Source organism: Suttonella indologenes (assembly GCF_900460215.1).
Taxonomy (GTDB): domain Bacteria; phylum Pseudomonadota; class Gammaproteobacteria; order Cardiobacteriales; family Cardiobacteriaceae; genus Suttonella; species Suttonella indologenes.
This window is the reverse complement of record NZ_UHIA01000004.1, coordinates 380,001-397,980: the sequence shown is the minus strand read 5'-3', so window position 1 is coordinate 397,980 and position 17,980 is coordinate 380,001. Positions and strand designations below refer to the sequence as shown.

11 protein-coding genes, 3 rRNA genes, 3 pseudogenes and 1 other annotated feature (1 of these 18 running past the window's edge) are annotated in these 17,980 nt (G+C 46.7%); of the genes and pseudogenes, 11 read left to right on the top strand and 6 right to left on the bottom strand.

Going from position 1 to position 17,980, the window contains the following annotated elements; all coding sequences use genetic code 11:
• Window positions 1-64: 64 nt before the first annotated feature.
• From pepT to DYC63_RS05970, 9 genes and pseudogenes are all read left to right on the top strand, one after another.
• Window positions 65-1,291, top strand: coding sequence for a peptidase T (gene pepT, locus DYC63_RS06005; RefSeq protein ID WP_115219479.1), 1,227 nt, complete (start codon window positions 65-67; stop codon window positions 1,289-1,291).
• Between the two features lie 14 nt (window positions 1,292-1,305).
• Complete coding sequence (dcuC, locus tag DYC63_RS06000) at window positions 1,306-2,694, top strand: anaerobic C4-dicarboxylate transporter DcuC (protein WP_115218401.1); 1,389 nt, start codon at window positions 1,306-1,308, stop codon at window positions 2,692-2,694.
• Window positions 2,695-2,746: 52 nt separating this feature from the next.
• Window positions 2,747-3,700: a tRNA (adenosine(37)-N6)-dimethylallyltransferase MiaA gene (miaA, locus tag DYC63_RS05995; RefSeq protein WP_115218400.1), complete on the top strand. Its 954-nt coding sequence runs from the start codon at window positions 2,747-2,749 to the stop codon at window positions 3,698-3,700.
• Between the two features lie 66 nt (window positions 3,701-3,766).
• Window positions 3,767-5,572 carry an aspartate--tRNA ligase gene (aspS, locus tag DYC63_RS05990; RefSeq protein ID WP_115218399.1) on the top strand — a complete coding sequence of 602 codons (1,806 nt, stop codon included), beginning with the start codon at window positions 3,767-3,769 and terminating at the stop codon, window positions 5,570-5,572.
• Window positions 5,573-5,635: 63 nt separating this feature from the next.
• Entirely contained in the window at window positions 5,636-6,421 is a 786-nt protein-coding gene (locus DYC63_RS05985) for a glycosyltransferase family 25 protein (RefSeq protein ID WP_115218398.1), read from the top strand.
• Between the two features lie 86 nt (window positions 6,422-6,507).
• A pseudogene (locus tag DYC63_RS13750) lies at window positions 6,508-6,624 on the top strand (IS30 family transposase); the annotation flags it as partial.
• A 56-nt stretch (window positions 6,625-6,680) separates the two neighbouring features.
• Window positions 6,681-9,395 carry a DNA polymerase I gene (polA, locus tag DYC63_RS05980; RefSeq protein ID WP_115218397.1) on the top strand — a complete coding sequence of 905 codons (2,715 nt, stop codon included), beginning with the start codon at window positions 6,681-6,683 and terminating at the stop codon, window positions 9,393-9,395.
• Window positions 9,396-10,085 carry a GNAT family N-acetyltransferase gene (locus DYC63_RS05975; protein ID WP_115218396.1) on the top strand — a complete coding sequence of 230 codons (690 nt, stop codon included), beginning with the start codon at window positions 9,396-9,398 and terminating at the stop codon, window positions 10,083-10,085.
• Between the two features lie 13 nt (window positions 10,086-10,098).
• The gene (locus DYC63_RS05970) at window positions 10,099-10,410 is read left to right on the top strand and encodes a YqfO family protein (protein WP_115218395.1); all 312 of its coding nucleotides are present in this window, start codon (window positions 10,099-10,101) and stop codon (window positions 10,408-10,410) included.
• A gap of 190 nt (window positions 10,411-10,600) precedes the next feature.
• Here DYC63_RS05970 and DYC63_RS05965 read toward each other — a convergent pair whose 3' ends face one another.
• The 4 genes and pseudogenes from DYC63_RS05965 to DYC63_RS13530 form a co-directional block, all read right to left on the bottom strand.
• Complete coding sequence (locus tag DYC63_RS05965; protein ID WP_115218394.1) at window positions 10,601-11,518, bottom strand: hypothetical protein; 918 nt, start codon at window positions 11,516-11,518, stop codon at window positions 10,601-10,603.
• Between the two features lie 108 nt (window positions 11,519-11,626).
• On the bottom strand, window positions 11,627-12,700 hold the full coding sequence (locus tag DYC63_RS05960; protein ID WP_115218393.1) for a hypothetical protein: 1,074 nt from the start codon (window positions 12,698-12,700) through the stop codon (window positions 11,627-11,629).
• Window positions 12,694-12,857 (bottom strand) — a sequence feature (16S ribosomal RNA rRNA prediction is too short). It overlaps the preceding gene by 7 nt.
• Window positions 12,858-12,884: 27 nt before the next feature.
• A 5S ribosomal RNA gene (rrf, locus tag DYC63_RS05955) occupies window positions 12,885-13,002 on the bottom strand.
• A gap of 27 nt (window positions 13,003-13,029) precedes the next feature.
• Window positions 13,030-13,176: pseudogene (locus tag DYC63_RS13530) on the bottom strand (ComEA family DNA-binding protein); the annotation flags it as partial.
• 170 nt (window positions 13,177-13,346) lie between these two features.
• Here DYC63_RS13530 and DYC63_RS05945 point away from each other — a divergent pair.
• A pseudogene (locus DYC63_RS05945) lies at window positions 13,347-14,513 on the top strand (IS256 family transposase).
• A gap of 7 nt (window positions 14,514-14,520) precedes the next feature.
• Window positions 14,521-14,991, top strand: coding sequence for an IS982 family transposase (locus tag DYC63_RS05935; protein WP_115218390.1), 471 nt, complete (start codon window positions 14,521-14,523; stop codon window positions 14,989-14,991).
• Window positions 14,992-15,468: 477 nt separating this feature from the next.
• Here DYC63_RS05935 and rrf (DYC63_RS05930) read toward each other — a convergent pair.
• Both rrf (DYC63_RS05930) and DYC63_RS05925 read right to left on the bottom strand, forming a co-directional pair.
• A 5S ribosomal RNA gene (gene rrf, locus DYC63_RS05930) occupies window positions 15,469-15,584 on the bottom strand.
• Window positions 15,585-15,673: 89 nt separating this feature from the next.
• Window positions 15,674-17,980: ribosomal RNA gene (locus tag DYC63_RS05925) — 23S ribosomal RNA — on the bottom strand; it runs 551 nt beyond the window's last position.

Here is a 17,980-nt window from a genome sequence, read left to right as displayed (position 1 = left end):
TTATCATTGCTAAGATGACAATATCCTCATAAAAGCAAGGAGCCTGCATATGATTCACACAGAAATGACACAGGAATTAACACAACACCTTGATCGCTATGTGCGCATCAATACGATTTCCGACCCGCACAGCGACACGACGCCAAGTACCGCCTGCCAATGGGATTTGCTCAAATTGCTGGAACAAGAAATGCAAGCCATGGGACTAAGCGAGATTAGCCTTGACGATAAAGGCTATTTATTTGCCACTCTGCCGGCGAATACCGACAAAGCGATTCCCGTTTTAGGGTTGCTGGCGCATGTGGATACTTCGCCGGATTACAGCGGCGAAGCGGTCAAGCCTCAAATCATTCACAATTATGACGGCGACGATATTTTGCTTGCCGGCAGCGGCGAATATTTGTCGCCACGCGATTATCCTGCTTTGCAGGCTTTAATCGGACACCGCCTGATGACCGCAGACGGCAGCACGTTATTAGGCGCGGACGATAAGGCAGGCATTGCGATTATTCTCTGCGCAATGAAATATTTGCTCGCCCATCCTGAAATCGAACATGGCAAAATCCGCATCGGCTTTACGCCCGACGAAGAAATCGGACGTGGGCCGCATCATTTTGATGTGCAAGCCTTCGGTGCGGATATCGCCTACACTTTGGACGGCAGCAGCTTAGGCGAATTGCAATATGAGAATTTCAATGCGGCAAAAGTGGCACTGACCTTTCACGGCTTGAATATCCACCCCGGTTCGGCAAAAGACAAAATGATTAACGGCTTTGAGCGTGCGGTGGAATTTCATCAGGCTTTGCCGCCACATTTAAGACCCGAAAACAGCAGCGGCCGCGAAGGCTTTATTTTCCTGCACGATATTTCCGGCACTTTGGAAGCCGCGCATCTGCACTATTTATTGCGCGATTTCAGCGCAGAAGGCATGCAGGAGAAGAAAGCGGCTTTTCATCATACCTTCGCCGCTTTGCAGCAAAAATACGGCGAGGACTTCGCCAGCCTCAGCATCAGCGACCAATACCAAAATATGCATGAAAAAGTCTCTCAACACCCAAAATTGATTGAGATTGCCGAAGCCGCCATGAAGGATTTGGGCATCACGCCGCTATGCGAACCGATTCGCGGCGGCACAGACGGCGCACAACTGTCTTTCAAAGGTTTGCCGACGCCGAATTTATTTACCGGCGGTGCGAATTTTCACGGTCGCTTTGAATACGTTTCGATTGACGTGATGAATCTGTCTTTGAATGTTGTGCTCAATATCATTCAGCGTTTTGCCCATCAATAAATTAGGAGAAAACCATGTTTCCCATTCTATTAGGCGCAATTGCCATCTTTATTGTCGGTTATACGATTATCAAGGGCTACAATGCCAAAGGCGTATTATTTACCGCCGGCATCGCCTTATTGATTATCGGCGCTTTCAGCGGCAAAGCGCCAATTGATAAAGCCACAGGCATTTTCTTTCATGACATCAGCACCTATATTTACAATTTATTTTCCAGTCGCGGCGGTGGCTTGGGGCTGATAATCATGGTGCTCATCGGTTTTTCCGCCTATATGAGCCATGTGGGGGCAAACGGCGTGGTCATTCGCGTCTTATCCAAGCCCTTAAAGCATATCAAATCGCCTTATCTCTTATTGGTCGGCGGTTTTATCTTAGGTTCTTTCATGTCTTTTGCCATCAATTCCGCCACCGCCTTAGGCGTCTTTTTAATGGCAACCTTATTTCCGATTATGGTGCGCATGGGCATCAGCGTGCCTTCCGCCGCTGCGATTTGCGGCACCACAACCGTCGTTAATTTATCGCCCACTTCCGCCGATGTGGTCTTGGCGGCGGAAAAAGCCAATGCCGATTTAATCGCTTTTTCATTTAAAACCATTTTGCCGATGTCGATTATCACCATTATCGTGGTAGCGATTGTGCATTTCTTCTGGCAACGTTATTGCGACCGCAAAGAAGGACTATTGGGCAATAGCGACAATATGGCAATGCAGGCGGCACAGTCAGGTATCGAAGAAAGGCAAGCCCCTACGTTTTATTTCATTCTGCCCTTTATGCCGATTATCTTAATTCTGTTTTTTAACGGCAAATTAAGCATCGGCGACTATACCCTGCCCGAAATGTCTTTAGGCGCGATTGTGGTGCTGACAATTATTCTCACCGCCCTTATCGAATTTATCCGCAGTTTTGATACGAAAAAAACCTTCGAGGGATTGGAAGTTTGCTATCAAGGCATGAGCGAAGCATTTTCCGGTGTCGTCGTGCTCTTAGTCGCCGCCGGTATTTTTGCCCACAGCCTCAGCGTTATCGGCTTTACCAAAGCGCTCATCGATTTGGTCGGCGGATTCGGCGCGGCGGGATTAGTGATGATGATTGCTCTTGTGATTATTACCTTATTAGTCAGCGTTGCTGCCGGTTCGGGCAATGCCGCCTTCTTTGCCTTTGTGGAATTGGCACCGCAATTAGCCGCGCAATTGGGCATCAACCCCGCTTATCTGATTGCCCCTATGATGCAGGTATCCAATACGGGACGTTCCCTTTCTCCTGTCTCGGGCGTGATTGTGGCGGTCTCTGGTGCGGCAAAAATCTCGCCTTTGTTATTGCTTAAGCGCACCAGCGTGCCTTTGTTGGCGGGAGTTTTGGTCATTATCCTCTATTCCATTTTGTTTATTCCGATGGAAGTGTGATAATTCATGCAGCACCGGCTTTTCCGGTGCTGTTTTTTTTACGATATACACCATGCAAGACACCGCTCCATTACCATTAATCTGCCTGCTCGGGCCTACCGCCGTCGGCAAAACCGCCTTTGCCTTTGCTTTGGCAGAACATTTCCCCGTACATTTGATTAGCGTAGATGCCGCGCAAATTTATCGCGGCATGAACATCGGCACGGCAAAGCCCGATGCCGCGACCTTGGCACGCTATCCCCATGCCTTAATCGACATTCTCGAGCCGGAAGAGGTCTATTCCGCCGCACAATTCTGCCGCGATGCCCAAACACAAATCGCGCTTGCCCATCAGCAGGGCAAAATCCCCGTCTTAGTCGGTGGTACGATGCTGTATTTTCTGGCACTCTTTGAAGGATTGGCGGATTTACCCGCCTCTACCGCCGACAGCCGTGCCGCCATCGAAGCGCAATTTGCCGCCGACAACGGCAAAACCTTATATGCCGACTTAGAACAACGCGACCCGATTACCGCCGCACAAATCTCGCCTAATGACCGCCAACGCCTGATACGTTTTAGCGAATTAATGCTGCTTACCGGACAAACGCCGCAGCAATTATTTGCCGCCCAAGAAAAATTAGCCCCCGCTTGGCAAACCCTCGCCATCGGCTTTAATTGCGAACGCAGCCTATTGCACGAACGCATCGCCCTGCGTTTGCAAGACATGCTGGCGCAGGGATTCATCGAAGAAGTCGCCGCCCTGCGCGCTCGACCGCAATTAACATCAGAAAGCGTCTCCATGCGCAGCGTCGGCTACCGCCAATTCTGGGCACATTTGGCGGGCGAATGCAGCCAAGCGCAAGCCTTGGAAGCCGCCATTATCGCCACACGCCAATTAGCCAAGCGGCAAATCACGTGGATGAACAACCGCCTGCAAGCCGCTATCCCCCTGCAAATCCACAATCCCCTGCAAAGCGGTTGCACAGCGGCGCTGTTAAAGCAAGTCGAGGCATTTTTAAGCCAGTAAAGGCAGGTATTCAGTGCTACAATAAGCCGTTTTTTACAAGACTTTGTCCAAAATTTAGGAAGTACCATGAGTTTTAGAAGCCAATATGCCAGTGAAGTCACTGAAGCCCTTGACGGGCAAACCGTCCGCGTTGCGGGCTGGGTACACCGCCGCCGCGATCATGGCGGCGTGATTTTCATCGACCTGCGCGATCGCAGCGGACTGGTGCAAATCGTCATCGACCCCGACACCGAAGAAGCCTTCGCCAAAGCCGAGCAAGTGCGCAACGAATTCTGCTTATCGATTGAAGGCCGCGTGCGTCTGCGTCCGGCAGGCACGGAAAACCCCGACATGCCCAGCGGCAAAATCGAAATTCTCGGCAAAGTGCTGGACGTACTCTCCGAATCACCCACCCCGCCTTTCCAATTAGACGACATGAGCGAAATTTCGGAAGAAGTGCGCCTGAAAAACCGCACCATTGATTTACGCCGTCCGCAAATGCAAAAAAACCTCATTCTGCGCAGCAAAGTCGCCTCCTCTCTGCGCCGCTATTTAGACGACAAAGGCTTTTTAGACATTGAAACCCCGATGCTGACCAAAGCCACCCCCGAAGGCGCACGCGACTACCTCGTACCCTCGCGCACCCACCCGGGCAAATTCTTCGCCCTGCCGCAATCGCCGCAACTCTTCAAACAAATGCTGATGATGAGCGGTTTTGACCGCTACTACCAAATCGTGCGCTGCTTCCGCGACGAAGACCTGCGCGCCGACCGCCAGCCGGAATTTACCCAGTTGGATATCGAAACCTCCTTCCTAAACGAAGAAGACATCATGCAGCTGATGGAAAACATGATTCGCCAAATCTTCCAAGAACATCTGGGCGTCGAACTGCAAAACCCCTTCCCGCGCATGACCTATGCCGAAGCCATGCGCCGCTTCGCCTCCGACAAACCCGATATGCGTATCCCCTTAGAACTGGTGGACATTGACGATTTGGTTAAAGACAGCCAATTCAAAGTCTTTGCCGGCGTTGCCAAACAAGGCAACGGACGCGTTGTCGCCTTGAAAATTCCCAAAGGTGCAGAACTCACACGCAAAGCCATTGACGACTACACCGCCTTTGTCGGACGCTACGGCGCTAAAGGCTTGGCATACATCAAAGTCAACGACCTCAGCAATGTAGAAGGACTGCAAAGCCCCATCGTCAAATTCCTGACCAAAGAAGGCGGCAAAGAAGGTGAAATCGCCTTTGAAATCCTACAAAGAGTCGGCGCACAAAACGGCGATTTAGTCTTCTTCGGCGCGGATAAAACCGGCATCGTCAATGACGCCATGGGCGCTTTGCGCATTCAAATCGGCAAAGATTTAGACATGCTTACCTGCGAATGGGCACCGCTATGGGTAGTGGACTTCCCGATGTTTGAATTCGATGAAAAAGACGGACGCTGGTATTCCGTGCATCACCCATTCACCGCACCCAAAACCGACGATTTGTCCGAACTCGACAACAACCCGGGCGGCGTACTCTCGCGCGCCTACGACATGGTCTTAAACGGCACAGAATTAGGCGGCGGCTCTATCCGTATCCACCGCGCCGATGTTCAAGAACGCGTATTGAAAAGCCTCGGCATCGATAAAGAAGAAGCCCAAGAAAAATTCGGCTTCCTCCTCAATGCCCTGAAATACGGCGCACCGCCGCACGGCGGACTGGCATTCGGGCTTGACCGCTTGATTATGCTCATGACCGGTGCAAAATCTATCCGCGACGTAATGGCATTCCCGAAAACGCAAACCGCTTGGTGTCCGCTGACCGAAGCCCCTTCCGAAGCCGGCGATGCGCAATTAAAAGAACTGCATATCCGCAAACGCGAAAAACCGACAATGCAATCCTAAACCTCAAAAGCGCTTCTTTTTGAAGCGCTTTTTTAATATTATAAAAAAACTATAGTATAATTAATGAATATTTATTGCATACATGAAGATAGAGAGATTTATCATATTCGAAAACAATCTATTTTACAGCAATGCGCTGCACTTACAGATAATTATCAATTAATTTGGATAACAGATTTTCCTGTCGATTTTTTTACGGATAGTCAAAATGCACAATCCCCCTATGTACGCTATGATTTTCAGCAGTCAATTGGCGCAAAATCCTGTTTTTATAAACACTACGCAGCTTTTAAACAAATCGCAACTAGCGGTCAGGCAGGATTAGTAATTGAAGATGATGCTATTTTTTCTAAAAATCTACTTATTAAATCTCAGCACTTACTAAATTATTTTTCTGATAATGAAGCATTTTATATTAATATAGAATTTACCACGGATGATATTCCGTTATGGTATTTTTTTTATGATCTTGTAGAAATGAAAGGTACTAAACTAGCAGGAGCTTATTTAATCAGCCCAATAGCAGCAAAAAAATGCTATGAATATATCGATGAGCAACTACAAGAACACAAAGGAATTCACCTACCTGCAGATGCTTTTATTACAGAGCATTATGCAGATATTGGTATTCAAACCTATTGGTCTAAGCAAGCATTAGTTTTTCAAGGTTCAAAACTAGGAAATTTCTCAAGTGATTTAACTAATAACAAGTCTTCTATAAATAATTTTTATTTAAATTTATTTTTGAAAAAATATTTTCTTCATTTCATTAATAAATCACGTGCTTGTTTTAGGAAAAAAATTCACAAAAGAGTAATTTCACCACGAAAATTTATTAAAAAACAATAAAAAATGTTTGATACTCTTGTTTATGCAAAATTTTGATAAATTTGATAAGAATCTATGTTCATTTAAGTTAACCCATCTTATTCTTTCTGACTTATAGTCGGAGAAGTGAAAAAGTAGTACAAGGCGGCGAGCCGCAGACAGTACAAGAGCGTACGGCAAGGCGAGCCAACGCCGTAATACTTTTTCAATTCTTTGACTATAGTTGCCGTAACGGCGCTGCTTTATGCTAAAGTAGCGCCTTGTTTTTTCGGAGCAGGGCATGTTGGATTCTAATCGTTTGGTTGTTTTGGTAGATGGTTCTTCGTATCTATTCCGCGCGTTTCACGGTTTGCCGCCTTTAACGAATCGCGAGGGACAGCCGACCGGCGCCTTGCACGGCGTGATTAAAATGCTTGCCAAGCTCTATGAGGATTATCAGCCGGTGTATTTTGCCGTGGTCTTCGATGCTAAGGGCAAGACTTTCCGCCATGAGATGTTCCCCGCTTACAAGGCAAACCGCCCGCCCATGCCCGATGATTTGCGGGTGCAAATCGAGCCTTTGCACGAATTGATCCGCGCTTTGGGTTTTCCGCTGATTATGGAAAGCGGCGTGGAGGCGGATGATGTCATCGGTACGCTTGCCGCCCGCGCTTTGGCGCAGAATTATCAGGTGTTGATTTCTTCCGGCGACAAGGATATGGCACAATTGCTCAGCCATGCCGATATCAGCCTGATTGATACGATGAAAAACGAGGCGACCACCGCCGCCGATGTCGCGCAGCGTTTTAAAGTCGATGCGCTGAACGCCAATCAAGTAGTGGATTTTTTAGCGCTGGTCGGCGATACGGCGGACAATATTCCCGGCGTGGATAAGGTCGGGCCGAAAACCGCCGCCAAATGGCTGAAAGAATACGGCAGCGTGGAAAATATTATTCACAATGCCAGCAAAATCGGCGGCAAAATCGGCGACAATCTGCGCCAAGGAATTGAGCAACTGTGCCTGTCTTATCGCTTGGCGACAATTGATTGCGATGTCAATATCGCCACCGACATTGCCGATCTTGCCTTGTACAGCCCCAATCCGACCAAAATTGAGCAGCTCTGCAATCAATTTGATTTGAATGCGATTAAGCAGAAATACCTCAATCCGATAAAAGAGCAATCCCCTGCCCCCAGTCCTATGCAGGCGACGGAGCAGAATTATCAAATTATTGATAATATGCCAGATTTACAGAAGCTGATTGACAAATTCAGCCGACTTCCGCACTTCGCCTTAGACACGGAAACCACCGCTTTGAATTACATGCAGGCGCAATTGGTCGGCATCAGCCTCGCGCATCAGGCAGGCGAAGCTTATTATTTGCCGCTGCGCCATCAACTGACGCAAAACCTGCCCTATCAAGAAAGCCTTGCCGCGCTCAAGCCATTATTGGAAAACCCCGCCGTCGGCAAAATCGGACAACATATTAAATACGACCGCCATATTCTCGCCAAAGAAGGGATTGAATTGGCAGGTAATATCGACGATACCATGCTGATGAGCTATTGCCATAACAGCACCGCCACACGGCATAATATGGACGACCTCGCGCATTATTACCTGAATTATCAGACCACCAGTTTTGAAACGCTGGCCGGCAAAGGCGCAAAACAGCTGACTTTTGACCAAATCGATATCGAACGCGCCGCTCATTATGCCTGCGAAGATGCCGACATTACCCTGCGTTTATACGAACATTTTTCTCGCCAATTGGCGCAAAACGATTCGCTTGCCGCCCTATATCAAACAATTGAAGCGCCGCTGTCCGCCGTTTTATACCGCATGGAAGCGCGCGGCGTAAAAATCGACAGCAAGCGGCTTGTGCAGCAAAGCGCGGAAATCGAGATACAGCTCAAAGATTTAGAAAGCCGTGCCTACGATTTGGCAGGCAGCGAATTCAACCTCGGCTCGCCCAAGCAATTACAGGAAATTCTCTTTGAACGCTTGGGCTTGCCCGTCGTGGAAAAAACGCCCAAAGGTCAGCCCAGCACCAATGAAAGCACGCTGGAAATCCTCGCCCAAGAACATCATGCCGCATTACCAAAAATCATCTTGGAGCACCGCAGCCTCGCCAAACTCAAATCCACCTACACCGACAAACTGCCCGAACTCATTCAGGCGCACACAGGACGGATTCACACCAGCTACCATCAAGCCGTTACCAGCACAGGACGACTCTCCTCCTCCGACCCCAATTTGCAGAACATCCCCGTGCGCAGCGCCGAAGGGCGGCGCATCCGCCAAGCCTTTATCGCCGAATCGGGCTACTATCTCTTGGCGGCAGACTACTCGCAGATTGAACTGCGCATCATGGCGCATCTCTCAGGCGACGAAGGACTGATTCAAGCCTTTAAAGAAGGCAAAGACATTCACGCCGCCACCGCCGCCGAAATCTTTGGCGGCGACCCCGAACACATCGACCGCGAACACCGTCGCAATGCCAAAGCCATCAACTTCGGACTGATTTACGGCATGAGCGCTTTCGGACTCGCGCGGCAACTCGGCATCAGCCGCCAAGAAGCCGCCGGCTATATCGACACCTATTTCGCCCGTTATCCCAAAGTCCGCGACTACATGGACAATGCCCGCAGCGCCGCCCGCCAACAAGGCTATGCCGAAACCCTCCTCGGTCGCCGCCTCTACATTCCCGACATCAACAGCAAAAACCAACAGCGCCGCAACGCCGCCGAACGCCTTGCGATTAACGCACCTATGCAAGGTAGCGCCGCCGACATCATCAAACTCGCCATGCTGGCGATTGACCGCGAACTCGGCGACAATCCCGACTGCCGCCTGATTATGCAAGTGCATGACGAACTGGTCTTTGAAGTGCGGCAAGAAGCGGCGCCGCAGTACAGCGACATTATCCGCCGCCATATGGAAAACGCCCATGCCCTCTCCGTGCCGCTGATTGTGGACATCGGCATCGGCAGCAACTGGGACGAGGCACATTAAATGCAGACAAACGCATACGGACAAGCAATCGGGCAAAGCCTGAGGGATTTTCAGGCAGGCGAACTGCCGCAAGTGCAACTCTTGCAGGGACAATACTGCCGTCTGGAAAAAATCGGTACAGCGCATACAGAAGATTTATGGGCGGTTTATAACGATAAAACGCCGGCGCAAAATTGGACATATCTACCCCCAAAATACGGACCTTTTGCCGATAAAAATGATTTTTCCGCCTTTATGCAAGAAATGATGCAATCGCAAGACCCCTATCACTTCGCCATCATCGACCAAGCCGACGGCAAAGCATTAGGCACATTCTCACTCATGCGCATCGACCGCGCCAACCGCAGTGTCGAAGTCGGCGCCGTGATTTACGGCGAAGCCCTGAAACGTTCGCGCATCGCCGGCGAAGCGCAATTTCTTCTCGCCCAATACGTCTTTGAACAACTGCGCTACCGCCGCTACGAATGGAAATGCGACAGCCTCAATGACCCTTCGCGCCGCGCCGCCTTGCGCTTAGGCTTTCAATTTGAAGGTATCTTCCGCCAACACCTTGTCTATCACGGACGCAACCGCGACACCGCTTGGTTCTCCATGCTCGACAGCGAATGGGCGGCAAACAAAGCCCGCTTTCAGCGCTGGCTGGCAGCAGATAATTTCGACGTCCAAGGTCGGCAAAAAACCCCGCTCTAAACCTCAAATTCTTATGTATCAACTTATCACTTACATTCCCGAGGACGCGCTGGAAAGCGTCAAAGCCGCCCTATTCTCCGCTGGTGCCGGCACAATCGGCAACTACGCCCATTGCGCATGGCAAGTGCGCGGCGAAGGACAATTCCTGCCGCTCTCGGGCAGCAATCCGCATATCGGCGAAAACGGCGAACTCTGCCGCCTGCCCGAATGGCGCGTGGAAATGGTCTTGACCGAAGCATGCAAAGAAGCGGTCATCGCCGCCCTGCACGCCAGCCACCCTTATGAAACACCGGCTTTCAGCCTGATTAAACTGGATAATCCTTAAAATCTCTACAGCAATATAGTCAAAGAATTGAAAAAGTATTACGGATTTGGTTCGCCTTGCTCTACGCTCTGTACTGCCTGCAGCTCGCCGCCTTGTACTACTTTTTCACTTCTCCGACTATAGCTTTCACAAAAGACAGGATACCCAACAGCTTATCGCAGATGCGGGACATCAAAATCTGTCCAACATTCTATTGCAATAAAAATCGTGAAAAAATACCCTTACCACAAAGAGAAACAGGATAGTAGGAATAGCTATATTTTTCTTTACTCTCAAAAAATCTATTCTTCTCCCCCTCTTCATTGTAATCTGAACGAAGATTAGCCCCCAGACCTTCATACGCAGCATCATACTGAACATCATCTATAGTATATGCTCGAATTTCTAAAAAATAAATCTGAGTTAAAACTTCCCTAGGTAAGGAAGGAAATATAAAATGTAGAAAATAATCTCCTCCTTTATAATTCTCATCTTTTTCTGCTATTTCTTGATAAGATAATAAACTACAACAATCCGCTGGATAAAAATCTGTATAAGTTGCACCATCTCTTTTGATGATTGAAAAATTTTGCTCCCCTAAGTAAATATTGGCATCGGTTTTCGGATTATATGGTTTAGCATTAAGAGAATACATTCTTTGACGAAATGCACTTTCAACATATTCTCTATGATTTCCGTGAAATTCAAATTTATGACTTAGAAGAGCTTGAAAAAGTTCATCCAAATCTTTGTAAGACACCACCCATGGATAGCAAGTTTCTTTAGTCATTTTTGACGGTTTACCCCTCCAGTTGAATTTCAATCCGCAATGATCTTCAACTATTTTCACTCTATAGGGGAAGTTATGAATATTGTTTAGATTTTTATCTTCATCCCAAAGTTTGTCCATCTTATACTGCCAATACTGCTTCATAGCTTCGGCAAATATAACTTCTTTATCTATCTGCTGTTCTGGAACGCAGGAAAGAATGTCAATATATTTTCGGAGGATTTTCTCATCGTTAATTTCTTTCATTGCTTTAGGTTGTTTATCCAAAGTAAAAGCTGCAATGATTCCGCAAAAACAAATCACAAAACTAAATAATAGTAGCACCTTAGATTTTTTCATATTCTCCTCCTTATTAAAAATAATCACAGAATAAATTACAAAAAACACCTAATAATTACATAAACCACAGTTCCCACCCTAAAAAAAGTTAAATAAATATGAAGAAAATTATTCTTCACAGTACCTTTGTATGTAAGGCAATCCATTGCTATACTCAGAAAACACTCTTACATACATATTTTCATCAATATTATAAATATCAATGAAAGTTTTTTGCCAAGTGGTGAAAACTTTTCCATACTGTTTGTAGTTTATATATCTAGCATGATTCCTTGCTTTTAAGTCAGTTTCTACATCAGGTTTAGGTTTATCTTTCCAATATGTATCACTATATTGATTATCAAGAGAGCCCAGTGGATCATATTGAAAACTACAATTTATACTATCATCCATACGAATAAACGATTTATCAGAGAAAATAGTTCTCATAAGTCCAGCCTTAAACTCAGCTTGGTTATCTTTTGGGTGAAATTGTTCCACAACTGCATAGCGTCGGGATGGACTGATACTATTCCAATATTCTGGTGGATTAACGAATTCTCTACCATTTTTCCTTTCTACATCCTTTAGGCATATCTCCAACTGCTTCCATTGTCTAGGCACTGAAGCGGTGGTTCTGTCAATAATAATGCCGTCGCTATCTATTTTTGCAAAAACATTCTCCGCATTGATAGCGAATACGAGATTTGCAGGCAACCATTTGCTATGAATGTGCGTTTCTTTAACAGTTTCTTTATAGAAATCGTCATTTTTTAGGATTTTTTCTTTCACATAAAAGTCAATTTGCGGATTTTGCTTGATGGCGTTTTTCATATCATCAGATAAAGCATATTGATTTAACTCAGATAATTTTTTAGGTTTAGATAAGGAATAGACATCTACACTACACAACAAAATAGGTTGCTCTCTAGAAGGCTCAAGCCCTTCTTCAAATAGATTTTCTTTAATCTCATAATGATAAACCAGCCCCTTCAATCCTAATTTAGCGTATTCTTCCTTGAGCCTATAAACTTCTTTATGTTTAATTCCATTTTTTGTATCCGTCTTATAGATTTTTTCCATTGGACTTTCCAAGCTATATTTCTTCCATTCTGGTTCAAATACCCCCAAAAACCAAGCCGTTAATACTCCAGTAAGACAAATCACAAAACTAAACAATAATATTCCCTTAGATTTTTTCATATTCTCTTCCTTATTAAAAACAATCACAGAATAAATTACAAAAAACACCTAATAATTACATAAACCACAGTTCCCACCCTAAGTGCTGGCAAGTAAGGATAAGGGTTGCGCTCGTTGCGGGACTTAACCCAACATCTCACGACACGAGCTGACGACAGCCATGCAACACCTACAAAAAAATAAAAACCGACGCTGACCTACCCTCACATAGGGAAGCCCTACACTACCATCGGCGATGCTGCGTTTCACTTCTGAGTTCGATATGGGATCAGGTGGTATCACAACTCTACAAGATCCTCAATCTTGGCAAAATCACCGTTGGTTTCGCGATACTCTACGATTGTCTTAGCCTTCGCTTCTCCGATACCTTTCAACTGAGACAATTCCTTTACCGTCGCAGTATTGATATTTACCTTGGCAGATACCGCTGCCGATATGCCTAATAAGACTAAAACCCCTGCTCTTTTAGCTAACATCTTTTTAAACATTATCCTTACCTCTTATCTCTAAGTAATAATTGAACCAGCTCCAAGCTCCAAGTTGATACCGCCCCATAAAGTGTGTCTGATGAGAGGCAAAAGAAAAGGTCTCTCAAATTTTTGTAAGAATGTTTTAGCAAACGCAATCCAAAAAAGAGAGAGACCCTATGAACAGTTTACAACTAAGCCCAAAGCAGCTACAAGAAATTTGTCATGATTTTACCAACAAGCCCAATGGCATCAATACGCTACTATCTATTATGTTGAACAGCTTGATGAAAGCCGAGCGCAAGGACTTTTTAGTCTCAAATCATTGCCATGGTAATAAAGCTAATGGCTACCGAAGTCTACGCGGACTGGGTATTGGTGAGCAGATTGAGTTAGCGATTCCTAGAGATCGTTTAGGACAATTTAAGCCTCTTCTGCTAGAAGTCATGCGTGAGCAGCAGGATATGCTGAATAAGCTGTGTTTTGAGTTATATGCCAACGGCTTAACTACCCGTCAGATCGAAGGCATTACTGAAAACATCTATGGCAAAAAGCTTTCCAAAAGCGCGGTATCACGCATCACCGAAAGCCTGTATGAGGACATGAAAGCCTTTCGAGAACGACCGCTAGAGCCTAATTATCCCATCATCTATTTGGATGCCACCTACGTCAAAACCAAACGTGAGACCGTCTCTAGCGAAGCGTACTATGTTGTGCTCGGCGTGAAGCTGGACAAAACCCGCGAGGTGCTCGGTATCTACAACGCCCCCACAGAATCTGCCAGCACTTGGGACAGCATCTGCCAAGACCTGAAAGAAAGAGGGATACAGCGCATTGAGTTAGCTATCATCGATGACTTGAAAGGGCTGGATCAGAGGATTGAAAAACACTTTGCCTGCCGCATACAAAAGTGCGTACTGCACCTGAAAAGACGCCTACTCAGTCAAAGCAAAACCAGCCATAGAGCGGAGCTGGCACAAGATTTAAAAGACGTCTTCTGTGTGGGCAAACATGACAGTTTATCGGCATCTACTGAACGTGCTAAAGCCTGTTATCAGAAATGGAAGAAATACTACCCGCAAGCTCTTGCCATATTGGCTGATAAGGACAAGCTAAGCTACTATTTAACCTATCTGCATTATGAAAACGAGGTATAAAATATGATTTACACCACCAATCAAATTGAGCGGTTGAACAAATCCTTTAAACGCACTTTAAAGATACGCAACAGCATGCCCAATGTAGATTCTGTATTAACGCTGATGAGTAAAACTGCTATTGATATGGGTGAAACAACTTACCGTTACCCATTGAGCCGTTTTGCAGATTCATTACTTTTTAGCTAAACTGCCTATGCTGACTTTCTTGCAAAAAGACACACTTTTTGGGACGGTATCTCATGCAGTGTTTAATCATGTAGGAGAGCTAGTCAATTTCTGCCTAACGCCAGGCAATGTTGATGACCGTAAAGGCTTACGACAAATGGCAAACAAACTGTTTGGATTGTTGGTTGGGGATAGAGGCTATATCAGCAAAGAGTTAAGCGATTGCTTAGAAAAGAGATACAACATCACTTTACTGACAGGCAAGAAAAAGAATATGAAATCCTCGCCCCAAAATCCTGAACAAAAAAGGTTGTTAAAACAAAGATGTGTTGTTGAAACAATTTTTGATCAGTTAAAGAATCTATGCCAAATTGAACATACTCGCCATCGTTCAGAGAAGGGATTTTTGTTGAATCTGATTTCTGGATTAACGGCATATTGCTTGTTTCCGTATAAGCCGCAGATGTTTGGGAAGAATGCTTTGGCGGCTGCTAAATAGAGGTGGCTTATCCCGAAAACTCAGGTTAAGTAATAATTGAACCAGCTCCAAGCTCCAAGCTCTAAGCTCTAAGCTCTAAGCTCTAAGCTCTAAGCTCTAAGCTCTAAGCTCTAAGCTCTAAGCTCTAAGCTCTAAGCTCTAAGCTCTAAGCTCTAAGCTCTAAGCTCTAAGCTCTAAGCTCTAAGCTCTAAGCTCTAAGCTCTAAGCTCTAAGCTCTAAGCTCTAAGCTCTAAGCTCTAAGCTCTAAGCTCTAAGCTCTAAGCTCTAAGCTCTAAGCTCTAAGCTCTAAGCTCTAAGCTCTAAGCTCTAAGCTCTAAGCTCTAAGCTCTAAGCTCTAAGCTCTAAGCTCTAAGCTCTAAGCTCTAAGCTCTAAGCTCTAAGCTCTAAAAATTAGAACATAAACGTAAGAGATTTTAAACTTAACAAAAAGCAATAAATAAAAAAGCCCCTGTATTACTACAGGGGCTTCGAATAAAAACCTGACATTGACCTACTCTCACATGGGGAGACCCCACACTACCATCGGCGATGCTGCGTTTCACTTCTGAGTTCGGCATGGATTCAGGTGGGACCACAGCTCTATGGATGTCAGGAAAACCGGTTACTTCAATTTATGTATCGATCACTTTCTTACCGATACTTCAACGTAATTCTTTAAGCTTCAAAATAACTTGAGCGTTGTATGATCAAGCCTCACGATCAATTAGTACTCCTTAGCTGCATACATTACTGCACTTCCACATGGAGCCTATCAACGTCGTCGTCTTCAACGGATCTTTAGAGACCTTTAAGGTCTAGGGAGATCTTATCTTAGGAGGGGCTTCCCACTTAGATGCTTTCAGCGGTTATCCCTTCCGAACATAGCTACCCAGCAATGCCATTGGCATGACAACTGGTACACCAGAGGTTCGTCCATTCCGGTCCTCTCGTACTAAGAACAGCTTCCTTCAAATCTCCAACGCCCACGGCAGATAGGGACCGAACTGTCTCACGACGTTCTGAACCCAACTCGCGTACCACTTTAAATGGCGAACAGCCATACCCTTGGGACCTGCTACAGCCCCAGGATGTGATGAGTCGACATCGAGGTGCCAAACTCCTCCGTCGATATGGACTCTTGGGAGGAATCAGCCTGTTATCCCCGGAGTACCTTTTATCCGTTGAGCGATGGCCCTTCCATTCAGAACCACCGGATCACTAAGACCTACTTTCGTATCTGCTCGACTTGTCTGTCTCGCAGTTAAGCGGGCTTCTGCCTTTGCACTCTTGGTACGATTTCCGACCGTACCGAGCCCACCTTCGCACTCCTCCGTTACTCTTTAGGAGGAGACCGCCCCAGTCAAACTACCCACCAGACACTGTCTGAGATCCCGATTCAGGGACCGTCGTTAGAACATCAAAATACGCAGGGTGGTATTTCAAGGTTGGCTCCACAAAAACCAGAGTTCTTGCTTCATAGCCTCCCACCTATCCTATGCAACGTATTTCAATGTTCAGTGTCAAGCTGTAGTGAAGGTTCACGGGGTCTTTCCGTCTTGCCGCGGGTACACTGCATCTTCACAGCGATTTCAACTTCACTGAGTCTCGGGTAGAGACAGCGCCGCCATCGTTACGCCATTCGTGCAGGTCGGAACTTACCCGACAAGGAATTTCGCTACCTTAGGACCGTTATAGTTACGGCCGCCGTTTACCGGGGCTTCGATCAAGAGCTTGCACCCCATCAATTAACCTTCCGGCACCGGGCAGGCGTCACACCCTATACGTCCACTTGCGTGTTTGCAGAGTGCTGTGTTTTTGATAAACAGTCGCAGCGGCCTATTCTCTGCGGCCTCCAACAGCTATTCACCGTCAGAGGCATACCTTCTCCCGAAGTTACGGTATCATTTTGCCGAGTTCCTTTACCCGAGTTCTCTCAAGCACCTTAGAATTCTCATCCTACCCACCTGTGTCGGTTTGGGGTACGGTCAAACAATATCTGAAGCTTAGAGGCTTTTCCTGGAAGCAGAGCATCAACCACTTCGTCTCCGTAGAGACTCGTCATCACGTTTCAGTCTTAAATACCCGGATTTTCCTTGGTATTCAACCTATGCGCTTAAACACACGTCCAACAGTGTGCTGGCCTAGCTTTCTCCGTCCCCCCATCGCAATATTGTTCGGTACAGGAATATTAACCTGTTTCCCATCGACTACGCTTTTCAGCCTCGCCTTAGGGACCGACTCACCCTGCGCCGATTAGCGTTGCGCAGGAACCCTTGGGTTTTCGGTGTGCGGGTTTTTCACCCGCATTATCGTTACTCATGTCAGCATTCGCTCTTGTGATACCTCCAGCATTCTTCTCAAAACACCTTCATCAGCCTACACAACGCTCCCCTACCACACACGCTTTCGCGTGCATCCGCAGCTTCGGTATACAGTTTAGCCCCGGTAAATCTTCCGCGCAGGACGACTCGACTAGTGAGCTATTACGCTTTCTTTAAAGGGTGGCTGCTTCTAAGCCAACCTCCTAGCTGTCTTCGCCTTCCCACTTCGTTTCCCACTGAACTGTAATTTGGGGACCTTAGCTGGCGGTCTGGGTTGTTTCCCTCTTCACGACGGACGTTAGCACCCGCCGTGTGTCTCCTGTGGTAAAACTTTACGGTATTCAGAGTTTGCATCGGTTTGGTAAGTCGGTGTGACCCCCTAGCCGAAACAGTGCTTTACCCCCGTAAGTCAATCCACAAGGCACTACCTCAATAGTTTTCGGGGAGAACCAGCTATCTCCGAGCTTGTTTAGCCTTTCACTCCTATCCACAGGTCATCCCCGCATTTTTCAACATGCGTGGGTTCGGTCCTCCAGTTGATGTTACTCAACCTTCAACCTGCCCATGGATAGATCGCCCGGTTTCGGGTCTACACCCAGCGACTCAACGCCCTATTCAGACTCGCTTTCGCTTCGGCTTCCTTAATCAGTTAACCTCGCCACTGAATGTAACTCGCTGACCCATTATAC

Bases quoted from the DNA above. Each gene is read 5' to 3' on its own strand.
- pepT (WP_115219479.1), top strand. From the start codon at position 65: ATGACACAGGAATTAACACAACACCTTGATCGCTATGTGCGCATCAAT.
- dcuC (WP_115218401.1), top strand. From the start codon at position 1,306: ATGTTTCCCATTCTATTAGGCGCAATTGCCATCTTTATTGTCGGTTAT.
- miaA (WP_115218400.1), top strand. From the start codon at position 2,747: ATGCAAGACACCGCTCCATTACCATTAATCTGCCTGCTCGGGCCTACC.
- aspS (WP_115218399.1), top strand. From the start codon at position 3,767: ATGAGTTTTAGAAGCCAATATGCCAGTGAAGTCACTGAAGCCCTTGAC.
- DYC63_RS05985 (WP_115218398.1), top strand. From the start codon at position 5,636: ATGAATATTTATTGCATACATGAAGATAGAGAGATTTATCATATTCGA.
- polA (WP_115218397.1), top strand. From the start codon at position 6,681: ATGTTGGATTCTAATCGTTTGGTTGTTTTGGTAGATGGTTCTTCGTAT.
- DYC63_RS05975 (WP_115218396.1), top strand. From the start codon at position 9,396: ATGCAGACAAACGCATACGGACAAGCAATCGGGCAAAGCCTGAGGGAT.
- DYC63_RS05970 (WP_115218395.1), top strand. From the start codon at position 10,099: ATGTATCAACTTATCACTTACATTCCCGAGGACGCGCTGGAAAGCGTC.
- DYC63_RS05965 (WP_115218394.1), bottom strand. From the start codon at position 11,518: ATGAAAAAATCTAAGGTGCTACTATTATTTAGTTTTGTGATTTGTTTT.
- DYC63_RS05960 (WP_115218393.1), bottom strand. From the start codon at position 12,700: ATGAAAAAATCTAAGGGAATATTATTGTTTAGTTTTGTGATTTGTCTT.
- DYC63_RS05935 (WP_115218390.1), top strand. From the start codon at position 14,521: ATGCTGACTTTCTTGCAAAAAGACACACTTTTTGGGACGGTATCTCAT.